The 16,892-nt window shown below is 57.5% G+C and carries 13 protein-coding genes and 1 pseudogene; 8 read left to right on the top strand and 6 right to left on the bottom strand.

Annotated elements, in window-relative coordinates:
- On the bottom strand, positions 1 to 2,324 hold a 2,324-nt coding region (locus ACR0NJ_RS06170), incomplete at its 3' end, for a M10 family metallopeptidase C-terminal domain-containing protein (RefSeq protein WP_480816247.1).
- Between the two features lie 962 nt (positions 2,325 to 3,286).
- On the opposite strand from ACR0NJ_RS06170, the gene ACR0NJ_RS06165 reads away from it, so the two are divergent.
- From ACR0NJ_RS06165 to ACR0NJ_RS06145, 5 genes and pseudogenes are all read left to right on the top strand, one after another.
- Entirely contained in the window at positions 3,287 to 4,099 is an 813-nt protein-coding gene (locus tag ACR0NJ_RS06165; protein ID WP_480816246.1) for a class I SAM-dependent methyltransferase, read from the top strand.
- Between the two features lie 332 nt (positions 4,100 to 4,431).
- Positions 4,432 to 4,605: pseudogene (locus ACR0NJ_RS06160) on the top strand (transposase); the annotation flags it as partial.
- A 475-nt stretch (positions 4,606 to 5,080) separates the two neighbouring features.
- Positions 5,081 to 5,617, top strand: coding sequence for an RNA polymerase sigma factor (locus ACR0NJ_RS06155; RefSeq protein ID WP_480816245.1), 537 nt, complete (start codon positions 5,081 to 5,083; stop codon positions 5,615 to 5,617).
- Entirely contained in the window at positions 5,614 to 6,342 is a 729-nt protein-coding gene (locus ACR0NJ_RS06150) for a hypothetical protein (RefSeq protein ID WP_480816244.1), read from the top strand. The genes ACR0NJ_RS06155 and ACR0NJ_RS06150 overlap by 4 nt, the downstream gene beginning before the upstream one ends.
- A 47-nt stretch (positions 6,343 to 6,389) precedes the next feature.
- Positions 6,390 to 7,466: a helix-turn-helix domain-containing protein gene (locus ACR0NJ_RS06145; RefSeq protein WP_480816243.1), complete on the top strand. Its 1,077-nt coding sequence runs from the start codon at positions 6,390 to 6,392 to the stop codon at positions 7,464 to 7,466.
- On the opposite strand, the gene ACR0NJ_RS06140 is transcribed toward ACR0NJ_RS06145, so the two are convergent.
- Positions 7,439 to 8,329, bottom strand: a complete 891-nt coding sequence (locus ACR0NJ_RS06140) for a LysR family transcriptional regulator (protein ID WP_480816242.1) — start codon at positions 8,327 to 8,329, stop codon at positions 7,439 to 7,441. The two genes, ACR0NJ_RS06145 and ACR0NJ_RS06140, sit on opposite strands and share 28 nt — an antisense overlap.
- Before the next feature lie 106 nt (positions 8,330 to 8,435).
- Between ACR0NJ_RS06140 and ACR0NJ_RS06135 the strand changes: the two genes are divergently transcribed.
- Positions 8,436 to 9,437: a sterol desaturase family protein gene (locus ACR0NJ_RS06135; RefSeq protein WP_480816241.1), complete on the top strand. Its 1,002-nt coding sequence runs from the start codon at positions 8,436 to 8,438 to the stop codon at positions 9,435 to 9,437.
- An 11-nt stretch (positions 9,438 to 9,448) separates the two neighbouring features.
- On the opposite strand, the gene ACR0NJ_RS06130 is transcribed toward ACR0NJ_RS06135, so the two are convergent.
- Entirely contained in the window at positions 9,449 to 10,753 is a 1,305-nt protein-coding gene (locus ACR0NJ_RS06130) for a UDP-glucose dehydrogenase family protein (RefSeq protein WP_480816240.1), read from the bottom strand.
- 159 nt (positions 10,754 to 10,912) lie between these two features.
- Between ACR0NJ_RS06130 and gmd the strand changes: the two genes are divergently transcribed.
- Positions 10,913 to 12,037, top strand: a complete 1,125-nt coding sequence (gmd, locus tag ACR0NJ_RS06125; protein ID WP_480816239.1) for a GDP-mannose 4,6-dehydratase — start codon at positions 10,913 to 10,915, stop codon at positions 12,035 to 12,037.
- Positions 12,038 to 12,048: 11 nt separating this feature from the next.
- A complete protein-coding gene (gene fcl / locus ACR0NJ_RS06120; RefSeq protein ID WP_480816238.1) occupies positions 12,049 to 13,026 on the top strand; it encodes a GDP-L-fucose synthase in 978 nt (325 codons plus the stop codon).
- Positions 13,027 to 13,060: 34 nt separating this feature from the next.
- On the opposite strand, the gene ACR0NJ_RS06115 is transcribed toward fcl, so the two are convergent.
- From ACR0NJ_RS06115 to galU, 3 genes are all read right to left on the bottom strand, one after another.
- On the bottom strand, positions 13,061 to 14,131 hold the full coding sequence (locus ACR0NJ_RS06115; RefSeq protein ID WP_480816237.1) for a DUF2793 domain-containing protein: 1,071 nt from the start codon (positions 14,129 to 14,131) through the stop codon (positions 13,061 to 13,063).
- Between the two features lie 160 nt (positions 14,132 to 14,291).
- Positions 14,292 to 15,728, bottom strand: coding sequence for a mannose-1-phosphate guanylyltransferase/mannose-6-phosphate isomerase (locus ACR0NJ_RS06110; RefSeq protein WP_480816236.1), 1,437 nt, complete (start codon positions 15,726 to 15,728; stop codon positions 14,292 to 14,294).
- Positions 15,729 to 15,800: 72 nt separating this feature from the next.
- A complete protein-coding gene (galU, locus tag ACR0NJ_RS06105; RefSeq protein ID WP_480816235.1) occupies positions 15,801 to 16,694 on the bottom strand; it encodes a UTP--glucose-1-phosphate uridylyltransferase GalU in 894 nt (297 codons plus the stop codon).
- Between the last annotated feature and the right edge of the window lie 198 nt (positions 16,695 to 16,892).

Here is a 16,892-nt window from a genome sequence, read left to right as displayed (position 1 = left end):
TTCTCAATTGTGGTGTTGAAATGCCCAATCGTACCGTCGTTGTTTAGATCGGCACCATAGAACACCTCGACATCGACCACATTCGCCACGCCGCCGCCGCTTGTTCTTTCGCCCTGGCTGTCAAGGATCCACTCGACATAATTGCCATTGTTGTGCTGCCACAGGACGCGGTATCCACCGCCGTCTGCTTCGACGTGAATGGCGCTCCATCCGTTGAGGCTGTTTGGCCCCATAGTGGCCCCGTTCCAGGTGATCTCGGTGCTGCCGTCGATCAGATACATGCCGCGTGTTGACGAGGCGAGGGTCGACGATCCTGCGTTCTCAATTGTGGTGTTGAAATGCCCAATCGTACCGTCGTTGTTTAGATCGGCACCATAGAACACCTCGACATCGACCACATTCGCCACGCTGCCGCCGCTTGTTCTTTCGCCCTGGCTGTCAAGGATCCACTCGACATAATTGCCATTGTTATGCTGCCACAGGACGCGGTATCCACCGCCGTCGGCTTCGACGTGAATGGCGCTCCATCCGTTGAGGCTGTTTGGCCCCATAGTGGCCCCGTTCCAGGTGATCTCGGTGCTGCCGTCAATCAGATACATGCCGCGTGTTGACGAGGCGAGGGTCGACGATCCTGCATTCTCAACTGGGGTGGTGACATGCCCGATTATGCCATCGTTATTAAGATCAACACCATAGAACGCTTCCACATCAACGACATTGTTGACGGCGTGACCAGAGAGAAATGCTCCGCTGGAATCGAGCGTCCACTCCCGGTAGCTACCGTTGGTATGTTGCCACAACATTTTATAGCCGCCAGAAAAACTGGCCTGAACTTGCAAGGCTTGCCAGCTATTGATCGAATTTTCGCCTATTACCGCTCCGTCACGGGTCACAGCAATGTTGGCCGTGTTGCCACCAAGCAGATAAATCCCCTGCGCAGCATGTTGCAAAATTGTGCCCGTAGTCTCGATATCCACTATTTGAGTGGCCGCCGTCAAACTCGATAGATCATACTTTTGCGATCCGTTTGAGAACTCAAAAAGCTCAACGTCAAATGCGACTGTGAATGTGGTTCGGTCTATGACGTCAAAGAACTCATACTCGAATCCGTTGTTCAGAAACAAATAGCTGCTGGTGGCGCTCACGAACCGAACTGTGTCTGTGCCTGATCCGCCTATAAAAGAGCCGGTGTTGTTTCTGACAACAGCGAGATCGTTTCCTTGGTTGCCGTGTACAGTATCAGCGCCGGAACCGTTGGCCAGGTAAATTGTATCGTTCCCACCCCCACCATTGATCGTGTTGTTATTGGTGCCATTCGAACGTGAATGAATGACATCATTGCCGCCATTGCCATTCAGTGTATTTTGGGCAGCGTTACCAAAGATCGTATCGTTGCCAGAACCACCCGATGCATTTTCTATGATGACGCCAGCAGCAATAGAAAAGCCACCTTTGACACCGTTTACGTGGGACACGCCTCCTGCACCAAGTGTCGTGTAGTCCAAGGTTGCCGGACGTAGATCTATTCGAGCGTTGCTACTGCCGGTATGCTGAATCGTGTCAATTCCGCCCGTGTCCCAAATGGCTTGGTAACCAACGCCGGCCGTGTTGAAGGACGCAAGAGTGTAGGTGTTCGAGCCCCCATTGGTCGAGTTATTCGCTCCATACATTGCCTGCAATGCGGCAATGTCCAGAGCGCCGAACCCAGTAGATCCGCCGTATGTGGCGTCAGTTCTTAGCACGCCATCACGTTGTGTCCATCCGTCGTTGTAAGACATAACAGTGAAGAAGCCTTGGTTCAGGTTACCAGCCCCGAAGGAACCGAACGGTGACGTTACGCCGTTCATTATTGTCGTTCCCAAGCTGTTGTCATGAGGGTGACCTAACCCAAGGGCGTGACCGAGTTCATGAATCAAAGTGGTAAAGAAATAACCACCGGGATCGCCGTTCCCGCCCGGACCGGCCTGCCAATAGCCTGTGTTAAATGCACCTTCCGATGGCAGCGACGACGGTCCGTAATGGTAGCCCAAGGTATTGGGAGAATTAAAAAAGCTGCTTGGATAGGATGCAATCACTGCGTAGATATCGGCGTTTGACCAATCCGAGACTTCGACGAACTGGATATTTGCGACCGCTTCAATGGCGTCAAGTGCTGCCCTGTAGTCCGCTTTGTATGCTGAGGACCAAAATTGGGACCCATTGTATTGGTCAAAATTATAAGTGAGGACAGTAGTGGTATTAGGATTGCCATCCCCGTAAGCTACGTTCCCCTGAATTGAACTGACTGGTGAGGATGAGGGCGGGCTTGGTATATTAACGGTCATTGTGTGGCCTTGAGTGTAATAATCTGTGGCAAAATTCACGCCTAAGTTGTCATTTTTGAGGCACGAACCAAGCCTTTTCGGCGAAATTGGCGACTTCCCTATGGTAAGCCAAAATGGACGAAAATTCTGAAGTCCAGATGTGGCCTCTGCCTTACGGTATTCGTCTGATCCTATCGATACAACCGCACTTTAGGGAGCTATTCTGGCGCGTCACAATTTGTAATCAATTTCGAACGTGTTTTGGTGCCACGCCTGTGTCGCGTTTGCATCGCGAAAGCTCGGTGGACGCGTTTTTCCAAAAAACCCAAGTGTGCTCTTACGGATTAGAATTGACTGAAAACACGCATTTCTCATCCAGAGTTGACTTTCTGATACAGTAAAATAGGCGTGAAAACAATGGGTTCTTACCCCGCCAAGGGCTTATTCGATTGATTGGAACCGAGACATTTCTGGGAACTTGCTGGGTCTCCAGCCAGCAGAAGCAAACTTCGACTTCTAGCAACAGACGCTAACAAGCCACAACCGGGAAAATTTGACTTGCGCGCCTTTGTTTGACGTCCTGCGCGAGGGGCAATACGCTGCGATTTTCGGCACGCGATCCGAGGCGTCTACCATCCGGCAGCAATCGGATAGGCACCGTAGTCTAACTTTTGGATACACCCACGTTAAGCAAATCTCGGACGCAGCGACAGACGCGGGATGTCCGGGTCGGAGCAATTTTCATTTAACCGAAATGGCTGCGGGAAAGGAGATTGCCGTTTTCTCCTAAGCGGTTACGATCAATGGCTGTTTTGTCACATACTCTTCGGGCTCGGTGCTGGAAGCAATGTTGAAACTACTCCCTTCCGTAACCCCGTCACCTTGTTTCTCTCATATCAAAAAGATGCACCGATTGACACGAAGGCGAAAGCCTATAAGGAGTTCCGGCGACGAACGGCAAGATACATTCAGAGGGCATAGAGATGACCACAACCGAAAAGCCTTGGTATTCTCATTTGGCGGCAAAGTTACGGCGCAAAGTGAGGCCCACAGCTTATCGGGTCAAGTCAATCGAGGCTTCGGTAGAAGAACTGAAGGCACTAACTGCACGCTTGAGTGACGCACCGCCAGCTTTTCGACTGCCATTGTATCACCCAACGGTTGATGGGTATGATTTGCGCAGTATCGCAGAACTCGAGGCCGCCTTTTCGTCGGCAAGATACCTCAATCGACATCTCAACAAGGCCAAGATGTTTCAAACACTTGATGCTTTTCTGCGCGATTGCGTCGAAGAGGCGGGTGAGCAGGCTATCTATCTGGAGTTCGGTGTGTATCTCGGGCGGTCAATCAACCTGATCGCGGAAAACGCGGCTTCAGATGCCGAGATTTTTGGATTCGACAGCTTTGAGGGTCTTCCAGAGAAGTGGCGCGAAGGTTTCGACAAAGGCCTCTTCTCGCTCGACAATCTGCCGGAGGTCCGTGAAAACATCAAACTTATTGAGGGCTGGTTCGATGAAACTCTGCCGGATTTTGCAGCGTCTCTGAAGCAGAAAATCGGATTTGTCCACATTGACTGTGATCTTTACAGTTCCACCAAAACTATCTTTGATTGCCTGCACCCGCACTTTAAAGATGAGGTCATTCTCGTATTCGACGAATACTTCAATTACTCGGGATGGGAGCAACACGAGTACAAAGCATTCCAAGAGTACATTGAGCGTACTGGGTATCGCTACGAGTATATTAGCTGTGTCCCTGTTCATCAGCAGGTGGCGGTTCGTATGTTCACAACATAGGCAGAAAGTGCACAAGTTTTTCACACCAACAAAGGACGAGCAGCGTTACCTGAGTTTATTTTACAATTCTCTGATCCCCAAAATAACAGGGTGTTGTTGCCAAGTTTGGCCGTTTTGGGCTTTATTTTGCGGGCAACTATCAAGTACAGGTTTGAAGCGGTTGGAATATTTTAAACTTGGCCGATCCGTTTTGGGTTGTGGTCAACAACCTGGAAGATTGGTGTAATTACAAGAGTTGTGACCCGCTCCCCCTGAGATGTCTGGCCTGTCGGGTTAGCCTGTTCTCCAATTGAAGAGACAGACAAAAAAGAAGCCGTTTCAGCGAAGATCAGATTTAAAGAGCATCAAGCTGGGTTCGGCGCTCAGAAACTATGTCGCAGACGTGGGATCAGCGATGCGACATTCTACAAGCGGTGGTCCAAATACGGCGGTAGTTAGGTATCCGACGTTGCCAAAATGAGGTCCTTGGTGACGAGAATACCAAGTTCAAGCGGCTACTAGTGGACACCGTCTAAACGCCCATCGCCTAGTTTGGCTTGGGCGCGTACTCAGCACTTTGATAGAAGTCAGCGTTCTAATCGCTCAGAAGCCTGACATTTCGGCCATATCGAACTCTATCACACGGCTCGCAACTCCCGCATTGTGGAACACATATTCAATCATGCGGTTGTTCCGAATGTCAGCAGTGATTTCAAGCTAGGACAGGTCGATCTCAATCTCGGTCTTGCCGTTTGGGATGATCTGGCCACTGGGATTGGTGAGACCGTTCACTTCGCTCACGGTGCCTTTTTGATCGCACCGCAAGTCATATGCGAGCCGTTGGGGTCGGTGTCCAATCTGTCGATGGGTGGGGATTTCAAGCATACGCTGCCGTAATCGTTCCCGCTCTCAACAGAAGTTTCATTTCCCTCTCCGAACTTTTATGTCACTCCTGATTGCACGGGCCCGGTCCGTAATACAAAACAGGTCATGTATTGGTCGATGAGCACTAAGATCACTTCCGAACAAGCCGTACGGCGGGCAGTGCAGGCGCATTCGAAACGCGTCTGGCGGTTTGCTCTTGCGTTGTCGGGGGCGTCGGATGTGGCGGATGATTTGGTGCAGACCACCTGTCTGCGGGCTCTGGAACGGCACCATCAGGTGACATCGCATGATCGGCTGGACAGTTGGCTGATGACAATTTGCCGCTCAATCTGGCTGAACGAGGTGCGCGCGCGGTCGGTTCGACGGGCGCAGGCGCTGTCTGTGACGCCCGAGGCTGATCTGGTCGCAAGCGGGCCGGATGCCGAGACGAATATTTTCGCGTCTGAAGTGTTTACTCAGGTGATGCACCTGCCAGAGGCGCAGCGAGAAACGGTTATGCTCGTGTTTGTCGAAGGATACAGTTACCGCGAGGCCGCAGCGCTGCTGGAGGTTCCCATCGGCACGATCATGAGCCGCCTGTCGAACGCGCGGCGAAAGCTGAAAACCGTTATGCAGCATGAGGCGGCCGGGGCCGCGCAACGGAGTGGCAAATGAAGGTCTCTGACGACACGCTTCTCGCCTATCTACAAGGCACGCTGGATGAAGATCAGTGCCGTGCCATTGAGGCTGCGGTTGAGAGTGATGCCGAGCTTGAGCAGCGCATGATGGCGCTCGATCCGATTGCCCCGATGGTGCAGCAGGTTTTCGACAAGCTGCCGTCAGATGTCCCGGTTATCGACTTGCCAGAACCGGCACGCGCCGGGGGTGTCCTTCGATTGGTTGCCGTTGCGGCCTCTGCCGCGATTGCAGCCATCGCGCTGACCTTCTGGGCGACCCGCCCGGCCCCGATGGGGTGGGCCGAACAGGCCGCGATCTATCAATCTCTCTATGCGCCCGAAACCATCGCGGCGCTGGACAGCACGCCTGCCTTGCTGGATGCACAATTCGCGCAGGCGGAGCAGCGGCTGGGCCGGTCCCTGAACCGCGAGACGCTCGAAGGATTGCCGGGGCTGGAACTGAAACGGGCGCAGGTCCTGTCGTTCAAGGGCAAGCCTTTGATTCAGATCGTTTTTGCCGACGAACAAGGGCAGCCCTTTGCCTTCTGTGTCATCCGTCAGGGTCCGGCGGCTCCGAACAAGGATGTCAAACACGCGGTTCTCAGCGGGCTGGCAACCGCGACATGGGCGCAGGACGGGTATGGCTACATGGTCTTGGGCGACGGTGCGCAGGCGGATTTGGACGGTGAGTTGAACGTTTTGATGCAATCCTTCTCGAGCTGACAGAAAACCCCTTGTGAAGCGGCGCAAATGCCCAAAGAATACCGGGCATGAAGTCGAAACGTGTCATGCCCGAACCGGATGACGAGGCCGAGGATCTGGGGCCTCAGAGCATCTATGACACGGAGCCATCCGAAGACGACCTTTGGTTTCTGCCCCCCGAGGATGACGAGCCGCAGGACGCGTTTCTGCCGCCGGGGCCGCGGGCCGATACCCGGACGCTGTTTGACCCGCGCGACTGGCGTGCGGCTCAGGATGGGTTGTCGGCTGAACTGGCCGACCTTGCGCTGACCTTCGGTGCTCTGGATGAACGGTTGCGGGCGGGGCCCGAGGGGTGGACCCATCGCCTCGCCCTGATGGATGTGTCCGATCTGGGTTGGTGGACAGGCGATCGCATCAGCGTGGATCGCCTGGCGCTCTGGACCGGGTTGCGGATCGGCGCGACCGGGGACGATGTACAGGCCCTGTTCCGTGCCGGATGGGCAGTGCGGCGCCTGACCGCGGGGGCCGCGCCCTCGGTCGGTGGGTGGGAGGCCGGACTGACCGCCTTTCTGGACCGGATGGCGCAGGGGATTGAGGAAGTACCGGAATCTGTGGCCGATCTGGCTGAGGTGATGCGCAATGCGGAAGGTCTGCACCCGGTAACGCAGGCCGCAATCGCCTTTCATGCCTGGCGTGCGCTGTCGCAAGGGATTGGGCAGGATACCGAGGCGGCAATTGTCGCTGCCCGCCATGCCGCGTCGATGGGGCGGGGCGGGGCGCTGTTCATGCCGCTGGCCCTGTCGGGGCCGGGTGCGCTGCGCGGGACCGGTGAGCCCGGAGAAAAACTGGCGGCCTGGGTGCAGGGGGCAGGGCAGGCGGTTCTGGCGGCCTTGCTGCATCTTGACCGGGTGAGCGCCTGGGAAACCCGCGCGCGCGAAGCGGTCGAAGACCTGAGCGGCCGGACACCGCCACGCCTGATTGATGTTCTGACCGCGTGGCCCATGGTATCGGCCCCGCTGGCCGAGGAACTGACCGGCGCGTCCCGAGCAGCGGTGCAGCGCAATATCGACCGGTTTACCCGTCGCGGCCTGATCCGCGAGGTGACGGGGCAGGGGCGCTATCGCGTCTGGACTGCGGCGCTGTAGTCCAGCAGCCAATCCCGAAACACCCGCGCCGAGGGTCGCAAAGAGGCGCGCGATGGGTAGATCAGGTGATAGGCTTCCTGCCCGGACACCTCGACCCCCGGCAGGCAAGGCACAAGCCCCGACAGTTTCATGATCCGGTCTGATGCAGGAGCGCGGGCCAAGGCAATTCCACCTCCGCTGGCGGCGAGTTCCGCGGCCATCAGCGAATTGTCGGCGAAGAAATACCGCGCCTGCCCTGCGGGCAATCTTAGGGTTTCGAACAGATGCAACCAGCTTGCGCGGTGAGTGGAAACCTCGATCAGGGTGAATTGAAAGAGGTCTTGCGGCGATTTGATTGCAGCCGCGATATCGGGCGAGGCCGCGGGGTACAGACGCTCGCGCAGCAACTCGTCGCCTTCGGTGCCGAATAGCGTCGGGTTACCGAACACGATCTGAAGATCGGTGAACTGGTTGGCAAAATCCGCAATCAGATTGCCTGTGGACAGCGACAGGTTGATCTGGGGCTGCTCGCGTTGAAATTCCGCTAAACCGTAGGCCAGAATGCCATGCGCGAACAGCAGCACCGACTGGACATAAAGCCGCTGCTCGCGCGTTTCGCCAAATAGCCCGGTCGTCGCCGTTTCCAACATCAAAAGCGATTGCTGGACCGAGGGCAGATAGGCCCGGCCCGCCTCGGTCAGGGTCACCGCATGGGCATGGCGGTGAAACAATGGCGTTCCAAGCCGGGTTTCCAAGGCCTTGACCTGCTGGCTGACTGCGGCGGCAGACATGTTCAACTGGCTCGCCGCGCGCGAAAAACTTTCGGTGCGGGCGGCGGCCTCGAACACGCGGAGCCAGTTGAGCGAAGGGATGCGGGTTGTCATGCGATCAGGCTAAGCAAAACTTATCCTCACGGGCAAGACTATACGTTCTGAGCTTTCACCCGGGCAGCTTATGGTTTCAGTCAGCGATCAGAACGGATGTCATGCCATGCCCCAGCCCGCCCTGCCGCCTCGGCCAAAACGGAAAATCTGGAACTATACGCCTCAACTGCCGATCCAGACCTCACCCTATTGGGACTGGCCGATGAAACCTTTGGCGGCACTCAGATACCTGCTGCAAAGCTGGAACCCGCTGGCCCTGCGGGCCTTGCTGTTTGTCTTTGCCATCATCACATGGACGTTCCTGACACCGTCTCTGGCGCGGATTGAAACCTTCAGTTGGGACTGGGTCGCCGAAATCTGGTTCCGCAATTTCTGCATCCTGATGGTGGTAGCCGGCGGGTTGCATCTGGCCCTGTGGAAGTTCCGCACCCAGCAGGACGAATACCGATACGACATGCGCCCGATGATGAAAGGGGCCAAGGTCTTTACCTTCAAAAATCAGGTCTGGGACAACATGTTCTGGACGCTTGGCCCTGCTCTGACCTTTTGGACATTCTGGGAATGCCTGATCCTCTATTCCTATGCCAATGGCTGGGCCACGATGATCACCTTCAACAGCAACCCGGTCTGGTTTGTCGTGATGGTGATCTTTGTTCCGATCTGGGCGGGCTTCCATTTCTATTGGCTGCACCGGTTGCTGCATGTGGGGCCGCTTTATACCAAGGTGCACGCCTGGCATCACCGTAACATCAACACCGGTCCCTGGTCCGGGCTGGCGATGCATCCGGTCGAAAGCTTTTTCCTGATGTTCGACACGATGATCTTCTTCCTGCTGCCCGCCCACCCGATCCATGCGATCTTTCTGCTGTTCCATCACGGGATCGGCGCGCCGACCTCTCATGCGGGGTTCGAGCATGTGAAGCTGGGCAACAAGGCGAAGTTTCAGCTGGGCGATTTTTTTCACCAACTGCACCACCGGTTCTTCGACTGCAACTACGGCACGTGGGAGACACCGTGGGACGAGTGGTTCAACACGTTCCACGACGGCACCGAAGACGGCAACGAGTTGGTCAAGGAGCGTCGGCGCAAAATCTGGCTGGCGGAATAGGCCGGACGCGTTCAGCGCCCGACGCCGATATAGGTCTCGAACCCGGAACTCAGCGCTTTGGTCTTCGAATAGATGTTGCGCAGATCGACCATGCGGGGGGTTCTCATCGCCTCGGACAGGTCGGTCAACTTCAGGGCGCGGAACTCATTCCACTCGGTCAGCAGGACCACGACATCCGCGTCCTGCGCCGCGGCATAGGGATCGTCCATCCATTCGACACCGGGTAGCAAGGCCTCGCCTTCGGACCGGCCCTGAGGATCAACCACACGCACCTTTGCGCCGCCCCCGATCAGGGCGGGCACGATGGTCAGCGAGGGTGCGTCGCGCATGTCGTCGGTGTTGGGTTTGAACGTAACGCCCAGCACGGCCACGGTCTTGCCGTTGAAACTGTCGTCGCAGACCTCGCGGATTTTATCGACCATCCGCTTCTTGACCTCGTCATTGACGCGCATGACCGTCTCGGTGATCTGCATCGGGTGGGCAAAATCCTGACCGATCCGGGCCAGAGCAGTCGTATCCTTGGGAAAGCACGAGCCGCCATAGCCTGGCCCTGCATGCAGGAACTTGTTTCCGATGCGGCCATCCAGCCCAATCCCGCGCGAGACCTCTTTGACATCCGCGCCAACACGTTCGCACAGGCCCGCGATTTCGTTGATGAAGGTGATCTTTGTCGCCAGAAACGCGTTGGCGGCGTATTTGATCATCTCGGCGCTTTCCAGATCGGTGGTCAGGATCGGGAAGTCGCGCAGGTAAAGCGGGCGGTAGATTTCCGCCATAACCTCGGCTGCGCGGTCATTTTCGATGCCGACGACAACCCGGTCCGGGCGCATGAAATCATCAATCGCCGCGCCTTCGCGCAGGAACTCGGGGTTTGAGGCGACATCGAAATCCGCATCCGGATTGGTCGTGGCGACAACCTGATGCACCTTGCGGTTCGTCCCCACAGGCACAGTGGATTTGGTGACGATCACGGTATAGCCGGTCACGGCATTTGCGATCTCTTCCGCGGCGGCCATCACATAGGTCAGGTCCGCATGGCCATCGCCACGCCGTGTCGGTGTGCCCACAGCGATGAACACCGCGTCCGCGCCATCCACAGCCGCCGCCAGATCGGTGGTAAAGCTGAGACGCCCGGCAGCGACGTTTTTGGCCATCAGCACATCCAGCCCCGGTTCATAGATCGGAACCTTGCCCGCCTGGAGCATCTGAATTTTCTGGTCGGCCTTGTCGACGCAAATCACCTCGTGACCGAAATCCGAAAAACACACGCCCGACACCAAGCCGACATAGCCCGTGCCGATCATCGCAATACGCATTCAACAAAGTCCTTCTTACCAAATACCGCCGACGGCGCGCCTACATTCAAAGAAACCGCCGTCAGTTTCAATGCCCGATAGCGGCCTTGGCTTGCATTCCAACGGTTCTTGCTGTTTTTGAGGCACCACATCAGCGCACGAGTTTTTGCGAGGCAAACCATGACCAAGACGGCATTGATCACCGGTATAACCGGGCAGGACGGATCGTACCTGGCCGAGTTCCTTTTGGAAAAAGGCTATGAAGTTCATGGGATCAAGAGGCGGGCGTCCTCGTTCAACACGCAGCGCATCGACCATATCTATCAAGACCCGCATGAGCCCAACCCCAAGCTGCGCCTGCATTATGGCGATCTGAGCGACACCTCGAACCTGACCCGTATCATCCGCGAAGTGCAGCCGGATGAAGTGTACAACCTTGGTGCACAATCCCACGTCGCCGTCAGCTTTGAAGCACCAGAGTATACAGCGGATGTCGACGCCATCGGCACCTTGCGCCTGCTCGAAGCCATCCGCTTTCTGGGGCTTGAGGGTAAAACGCGGTTCTATCAGGCGTCGACCTCTGAGCTCTATGGTCTGGTACAGGAAATCCCGCAGCGCGAGACGACGCCGTTTTACCCGCGCTCGCCTTACGCGGTGGCCAAGCTGTATTCCTATTGGATCACGGTGAACTATCGCGAGGCTTATGGGATGTATGCCTGCAATGGCATCCTGTTCAACCACGAAAGCCCGCGCCGGGGCGAGACCTTTGTGACCCGCAAGATCACGCGCGGCCTGGCCAATATCGCGCAGGGTTTGGAAGAGTGTCTGTACATGGGCAATATCGACAGCTTGCGCGACTGGGGCCATGCCAAGGACTATGTGCGGATGCAGTGGCTGATGCTGCAGCAGGACGCGCCGGAAGACTTCGTGATTGCCACCGGCAAGCAATACTCGGTGCGTCAGTTCATCGAATGGTCGGCGGCTGAGCTAGGTATCTCGTTGGAGTTCACCGGTAGTGGTTTAGATGAGATTGCCACTGTGGCGGCCATCGACGGCGACAGCGCGCCTGCATTGAAACCAGGGGATGTGATCGTGCGCATCGACCCGCAATATTTCCGCCCGGCCGAGGTGGACACGCTGCTGGGTGATCCGACCAATGCCAAAACCAAACTGGGGTGGGAGCCGGAACTGACAGTTCAGGAAATGTGCGCCGAAATGGTGTCCGAAGACCTCAAAACGGCGAAACGCCATGCGCTTTTGAAAGAGCACGGTTTCGCTCTGCCAGTCAGTCTGGAAAACGGCTGAGGGAGGGCGGCATGCGTAATATATACATAGCCGGGCATCGCGGCATGGTTGGCGGCGCGATCCTGCACCAATTGCAAAAGCGGCAGGCAACCGGCGAAGCGCTGGAACTAGTCACCCGCACGCATTCTGAACTGGATCTGACCGATCAAGCAGCTGTGCGCGATTTCATGCAGGCCGAGCAGCCGGATGTGGTGATTCTGGCCGCTGCGAAGGTCGGTGGCATTCACGCCAACAATACTTTCCCGGCTGATTTCATTTATGAAAACCTGATGATCGAATGCAACGTGATCCATCAGGCGTTTGCGGCAGGTGTGAAGACCCTGCTGCAACTGGGCAGTTCCTGCATCTACCCGCGCGAAGCTGCGCAGCCCATGCGGGAAGACGCCTTGCTGACCGGAATTCTGGAACCCACCAACGAACCCTACGCGGTGGCGAAAATCGCCGGGATCAAGCTGTGCGAAAGCTACAACCGGCAGCACGGGGTCGACTACCGCTCGGTCATGCCGACGAACCTGTATGGTCCGGGCGACAATTTCCACCCGGAAAACAGCCATGTCCTGCCCGCCCTGATCCGCCGGTTCCACGAGGCCAAATGCGACGGCCTAGACGAGGTGGTCATCTGGGGCACCGGCAAACCCCGGCGCGAGTTCCTGCATGTGGATGACATGGCCGAGGCGTCTCTGTTCGTGCTCGACCTGCCGCGCGATGTCTACGCAGCGAATACGTCACCTATGCTCAGTCATATTAACGTGGGTTGTGGCGAGGATATCTCGATTGCCGAACTGGCGGCGCTGGTGGCGGACACCGTCGGGTTCTCGGGCCGGATCACACAAGACACGACCAAACCCGACGGAACGATGCGCAAGTTGATGGATGTGTCGCGTCTTGGCGATATGGGATGGCGCGCCAGCATCGGGCTCGAAGATGGGCTGCGCGATACCTATGCGTGGTTTCTTGAGCAATCACATCAGAGCTTGCGCGCCAAATAGCCGCCCGTCCGTCGGGGCCGGGCGGCTGCGATGATCAGAACCAGCGGCCAATCGCTGTGACGGTCGGCGGCTGACTGGTGGAGTCCGACACGGCTGACAAAACCTTGCAGGTCACTTGCGATATCGACGGCGCATCAAAGCCGAGGAACCGCCCGGAAGCCCCGCCACTACCACTAACAGCAGGGGCGGCGGCGAAGGCCGCCGGAAAATCCCATGTTGCTGAAGTGCTGGCAAAAAGCGCACCCTCGCCGGTGGTGCAGGCCACCGCGTTCAGTTTGGCAGTGCAGATCAGCGTGCCATCCGCAAACCGGACAAACTCGCCATTTGCGTTGCTGCCGCGCTCGATCACGGCACCGGTCGGGGTGCCGGAGGTCTCAGAGACCGACCCCAGCAGATTGCCCGGCCCATAGCCATAATCCGCGCGCATCAGACGACCGGTCGTGGTGTCATCCGCGCTCGCTTGTACCGCCGCACCGCTTGCGGTTCCGGTGGTAGGATCGAACGCCAGCGCCTCGGTCCAGTTGCCGCCATCGGGCGAGACTTTGATAGAGAAGCCGGTGCTGCCGGACAGGCCAATCTCGGCATGTCCTGTCCAGTTGGACTGAAACAGAAGCGAGGCGGTATCGCTCGCATCCGCCTTGTTTATCTTCAACTGATGGCCCGCGCCGTCATGGCTCAGCAGCGTGGCAGGGCTGCGCACCGACAGCCGATTGGCGCTGTCATAGCTGGTGGCGATGCCGACGCCCGCCAGATTTTGGGTTGTAACCGGCGGGTTGATCCATGCGCTTCCATCCCAGACCTTCATCTGACCGCTCGCCTGATCCCACACGCGCCAGCCGGTTCCGGGCGTCACAAAGTGCCAGGCGTTGTCCAGCCACGCAGCAAGCTCATTTGGGTGTCCGACCCAATCGCCGGAAGGGGAGTCGCCCAATGCATGCAACTCGCCCTGACCCGGCGCAGGGGGCGGGGTGGTGCCATTCATGGACTGGACGCTGAGTTGCACCACCAGATCCAACCGGCGCAGGGCCTCGTTATGCGTGACATGCTTCTGCGCCTGCGAGGGTTGCAGGAAAGGCAGGTTCAATCGGGGAGAGTTCTGTGACACGGGCGTCCTCCTGTGGCTGTCGGTCCGACATTTCAGTTGCGGGCCAACCTGCAGCGGCGCGCATGAATCTTGTCTGACCGGAGCGGACGTCCGAGTAGGGTATTGCTAAGAACTAGGTTGCAAATCAGAGGCAAAGACCCGCGCCACGGGTTTCCCTGCCTCAGCTGCGGGCGTAGATGTCTTCGTACCGGATGATGTCGTCTTCGCCCAGATAGGTACCGGTCTGCACTTCGATCAGCACCATGGGCACCTTGCCCGGATTCTCCATCCGGTGGACAGCGCCAAGCGGGATGTAGACCGATTGATTCTCGGAAACCAGCCGTTCGTCATCGTCAATTGTGACCTTTGCGGTGCCTTCCACAACGATCCAGTGTTCCGAGCGGTGATGATGCGATTGCAGGCTCAGCGAGGCGCCGGGATGCACATGGATGCGTTTGACCTGAAAGCGATCCCCGATCACCAGGCTTTCGAACCAGCCCCAGGGGCGGTGATCCACCGGCAGTTCTTCAGCCTGTTTCGCGCCTTTGGCCTTGAGCGCGGCAACCGCCTGTTTGACGTCCTGCGCCTTGTCCATGCTGGCCACCAGAACCGCATCGGGCATGGCCACCGCGACGATGTTCTCGACCCCAAGCGCGACCACCTCTTGCGAGGGCGATTCCGAGCGGACCAGAACGTTGTGGCAGTCAATCGTCGTGACCTCGCCGGTCGTGGCAACGCCATTGGTATCGGGGTAGCTGAGCTCCTGAACGGCAGACCAGCTGCCAACGTCGGACCAACCTGCCGCGTAAGGAACCACGCTGAGATTGCTGGCTTTTTCCATGACAGCATAGTCGATCGAGATATCTGCAACGTTCGCCCATGCGTCGGGGTCAAGCCGCAGGAACCCCAGATCGACCTTGGCAGCGGCCACGGCCTGCTTCACCGGATCAACCATGGCGGCGGCGTGCTCTTCAAAGGCGGCGATGATATCCTGCACGCCAAAGAGGAAGATGCCCGAATTCCACAAATAGCTACCGTCTTCAACCATCGTTCCGGCGGTTGCGAGGTCTGGCTTTTCGACAAACCGGTCCAGCGGCACCGCTACGCCGCTAGCGTCCGGCGCATGGCGCAGCTTGAGATAACCGTATCCCGTTTCAGGCCGGTCAGGCGTGATGCCAAAGGTCACAAGATCCCTGCGCGCACCAATGGCCTCAACCCCCTTGGCGACGGCCTGATGGAAGGCAGGTTTGTCCGGTACGACATGATCGGACGGCGCGACCAGCATCACCGCGTCCGGGTCCGTGGCGGCCAAATGCAGGGCCGCGGCCAGAACGGCGGGTGCGGTATTCCGCCCCTCGGGTTCGATCAGCACCGGGCCGGGGTCGATGCCAATGGCGGTCAACTGCTCGGGCACCACAAAGCGGAAGGCCTCGTTTGTCAGTATCAGCGGCTTTGCGTAGGGCGCAGTGACCGGCCCACGCATGCGCTCGGCGCAATCTTGTAACAGGCTTGTCTCACCCAACAAGGGGACAAACTGCTTAGGATAGCTTTTGCGGGACAGCGGCCACAAACGGGTGCCCGACCCACCGCATAGAATGACGGGATAGACAGTTTTCATCGTATTGGGACCCCTGCGCTGCTTTGGGCGGGTTTTATCGCTTTAATCGCAGTAAGGTAAACGGGCATTCGGTTATTGCGCCGCTTGCCCTGTTGCAACGACATCGTGCAGAAACTGCCCGAGATCGTCGCGCAGGTCGTCGCGGGCGAGGGCAAAGGCCACGGTTGCCCGCAGAAAACCCGATTTCGATCCGCAGTCAAAGCGCTGCCCGTTGAACTTGTACCCAAAGACCGGAACGTCGTTTTCGATGTCTTTTGCAATCGCATCTGTCAACTGGATCTCCCCGCCGCTTCCAGTCTTCTTTTCGTTCAGGTTGGAGAGAACAGAGGGGCTGAGGATATAACGCCCGATAACGGCCAGGTTCGAGGGCGACTCCTCGGGTTTGGGTTTTTCCACCATTCCGTTGACGCGCAGAACGGGGCCGACCGAGTCGCCAACGTCCAGAACCCCATAAGAACTGGTTTTTTCCGCAGGCACTTCCATCGCGGCGACCATGTTGCCGCCAGTTTCTTCATAGGCTTCGATCATTTGTTGCAGACAGGGCTTGTCTGCCGCGATCACGTCATCCGGCAGCATTACGGCAAAAGGCTCGTCCGCTATCAGCCGCCGCGCGCACCAGACGGCGTGGCCCAGTCCCAGCGCTTTGTGCTGGCGGATGTAAGCGATGGCGCCGCTTTCCATATTTGTTGCGTTTAGCCGTTCCAGCAGCTCGTCCTTGCCCTTGGCTTTCAGTTCCTGTTCCAGCACCAGGTTGTGGTCGAAATAGTCTTCGAGGGCGGATTTTCCGCGCGAGGTGACGAAGATGAATTCCTTGATTCCGGCGGCCCGAGCCTCATCGATGGCATATTGCACCAGCGGGCGGTCGACCAATGTCATGATCTCTTTTGGCACGGATTTCGTTGCCGGAAGGAAACGCGTTCCCAATCCAGCTACCGGGAAAATCGCTTTAGTGACCTTGCGTGTCATGATGCCTCTCAAACTCAATATTCAACCGGAAGGGCAAATAGCATCCGGAACTTCCTAATAGGCTGCGAAGCCTGGTCATTCAACACGGCCCGTGAAACCGGGCACCAATAGGTCAAATCGTGCCATCTGCACGCTTGCGAGTCAAAACCAACCATTAACCTTTGTGGCCGCTTGTTAAATGACGAAGTTCACAGAGCG

The sequence above is a fragment of the Ruegeria sp. F11 genome, from assembly GCF_056533855.1.
The sequence above is the reverse complement of the archived record's forward strand: the minus strand, read 5'-3'. Positions and strand labels throughout refer to the sequence as shown.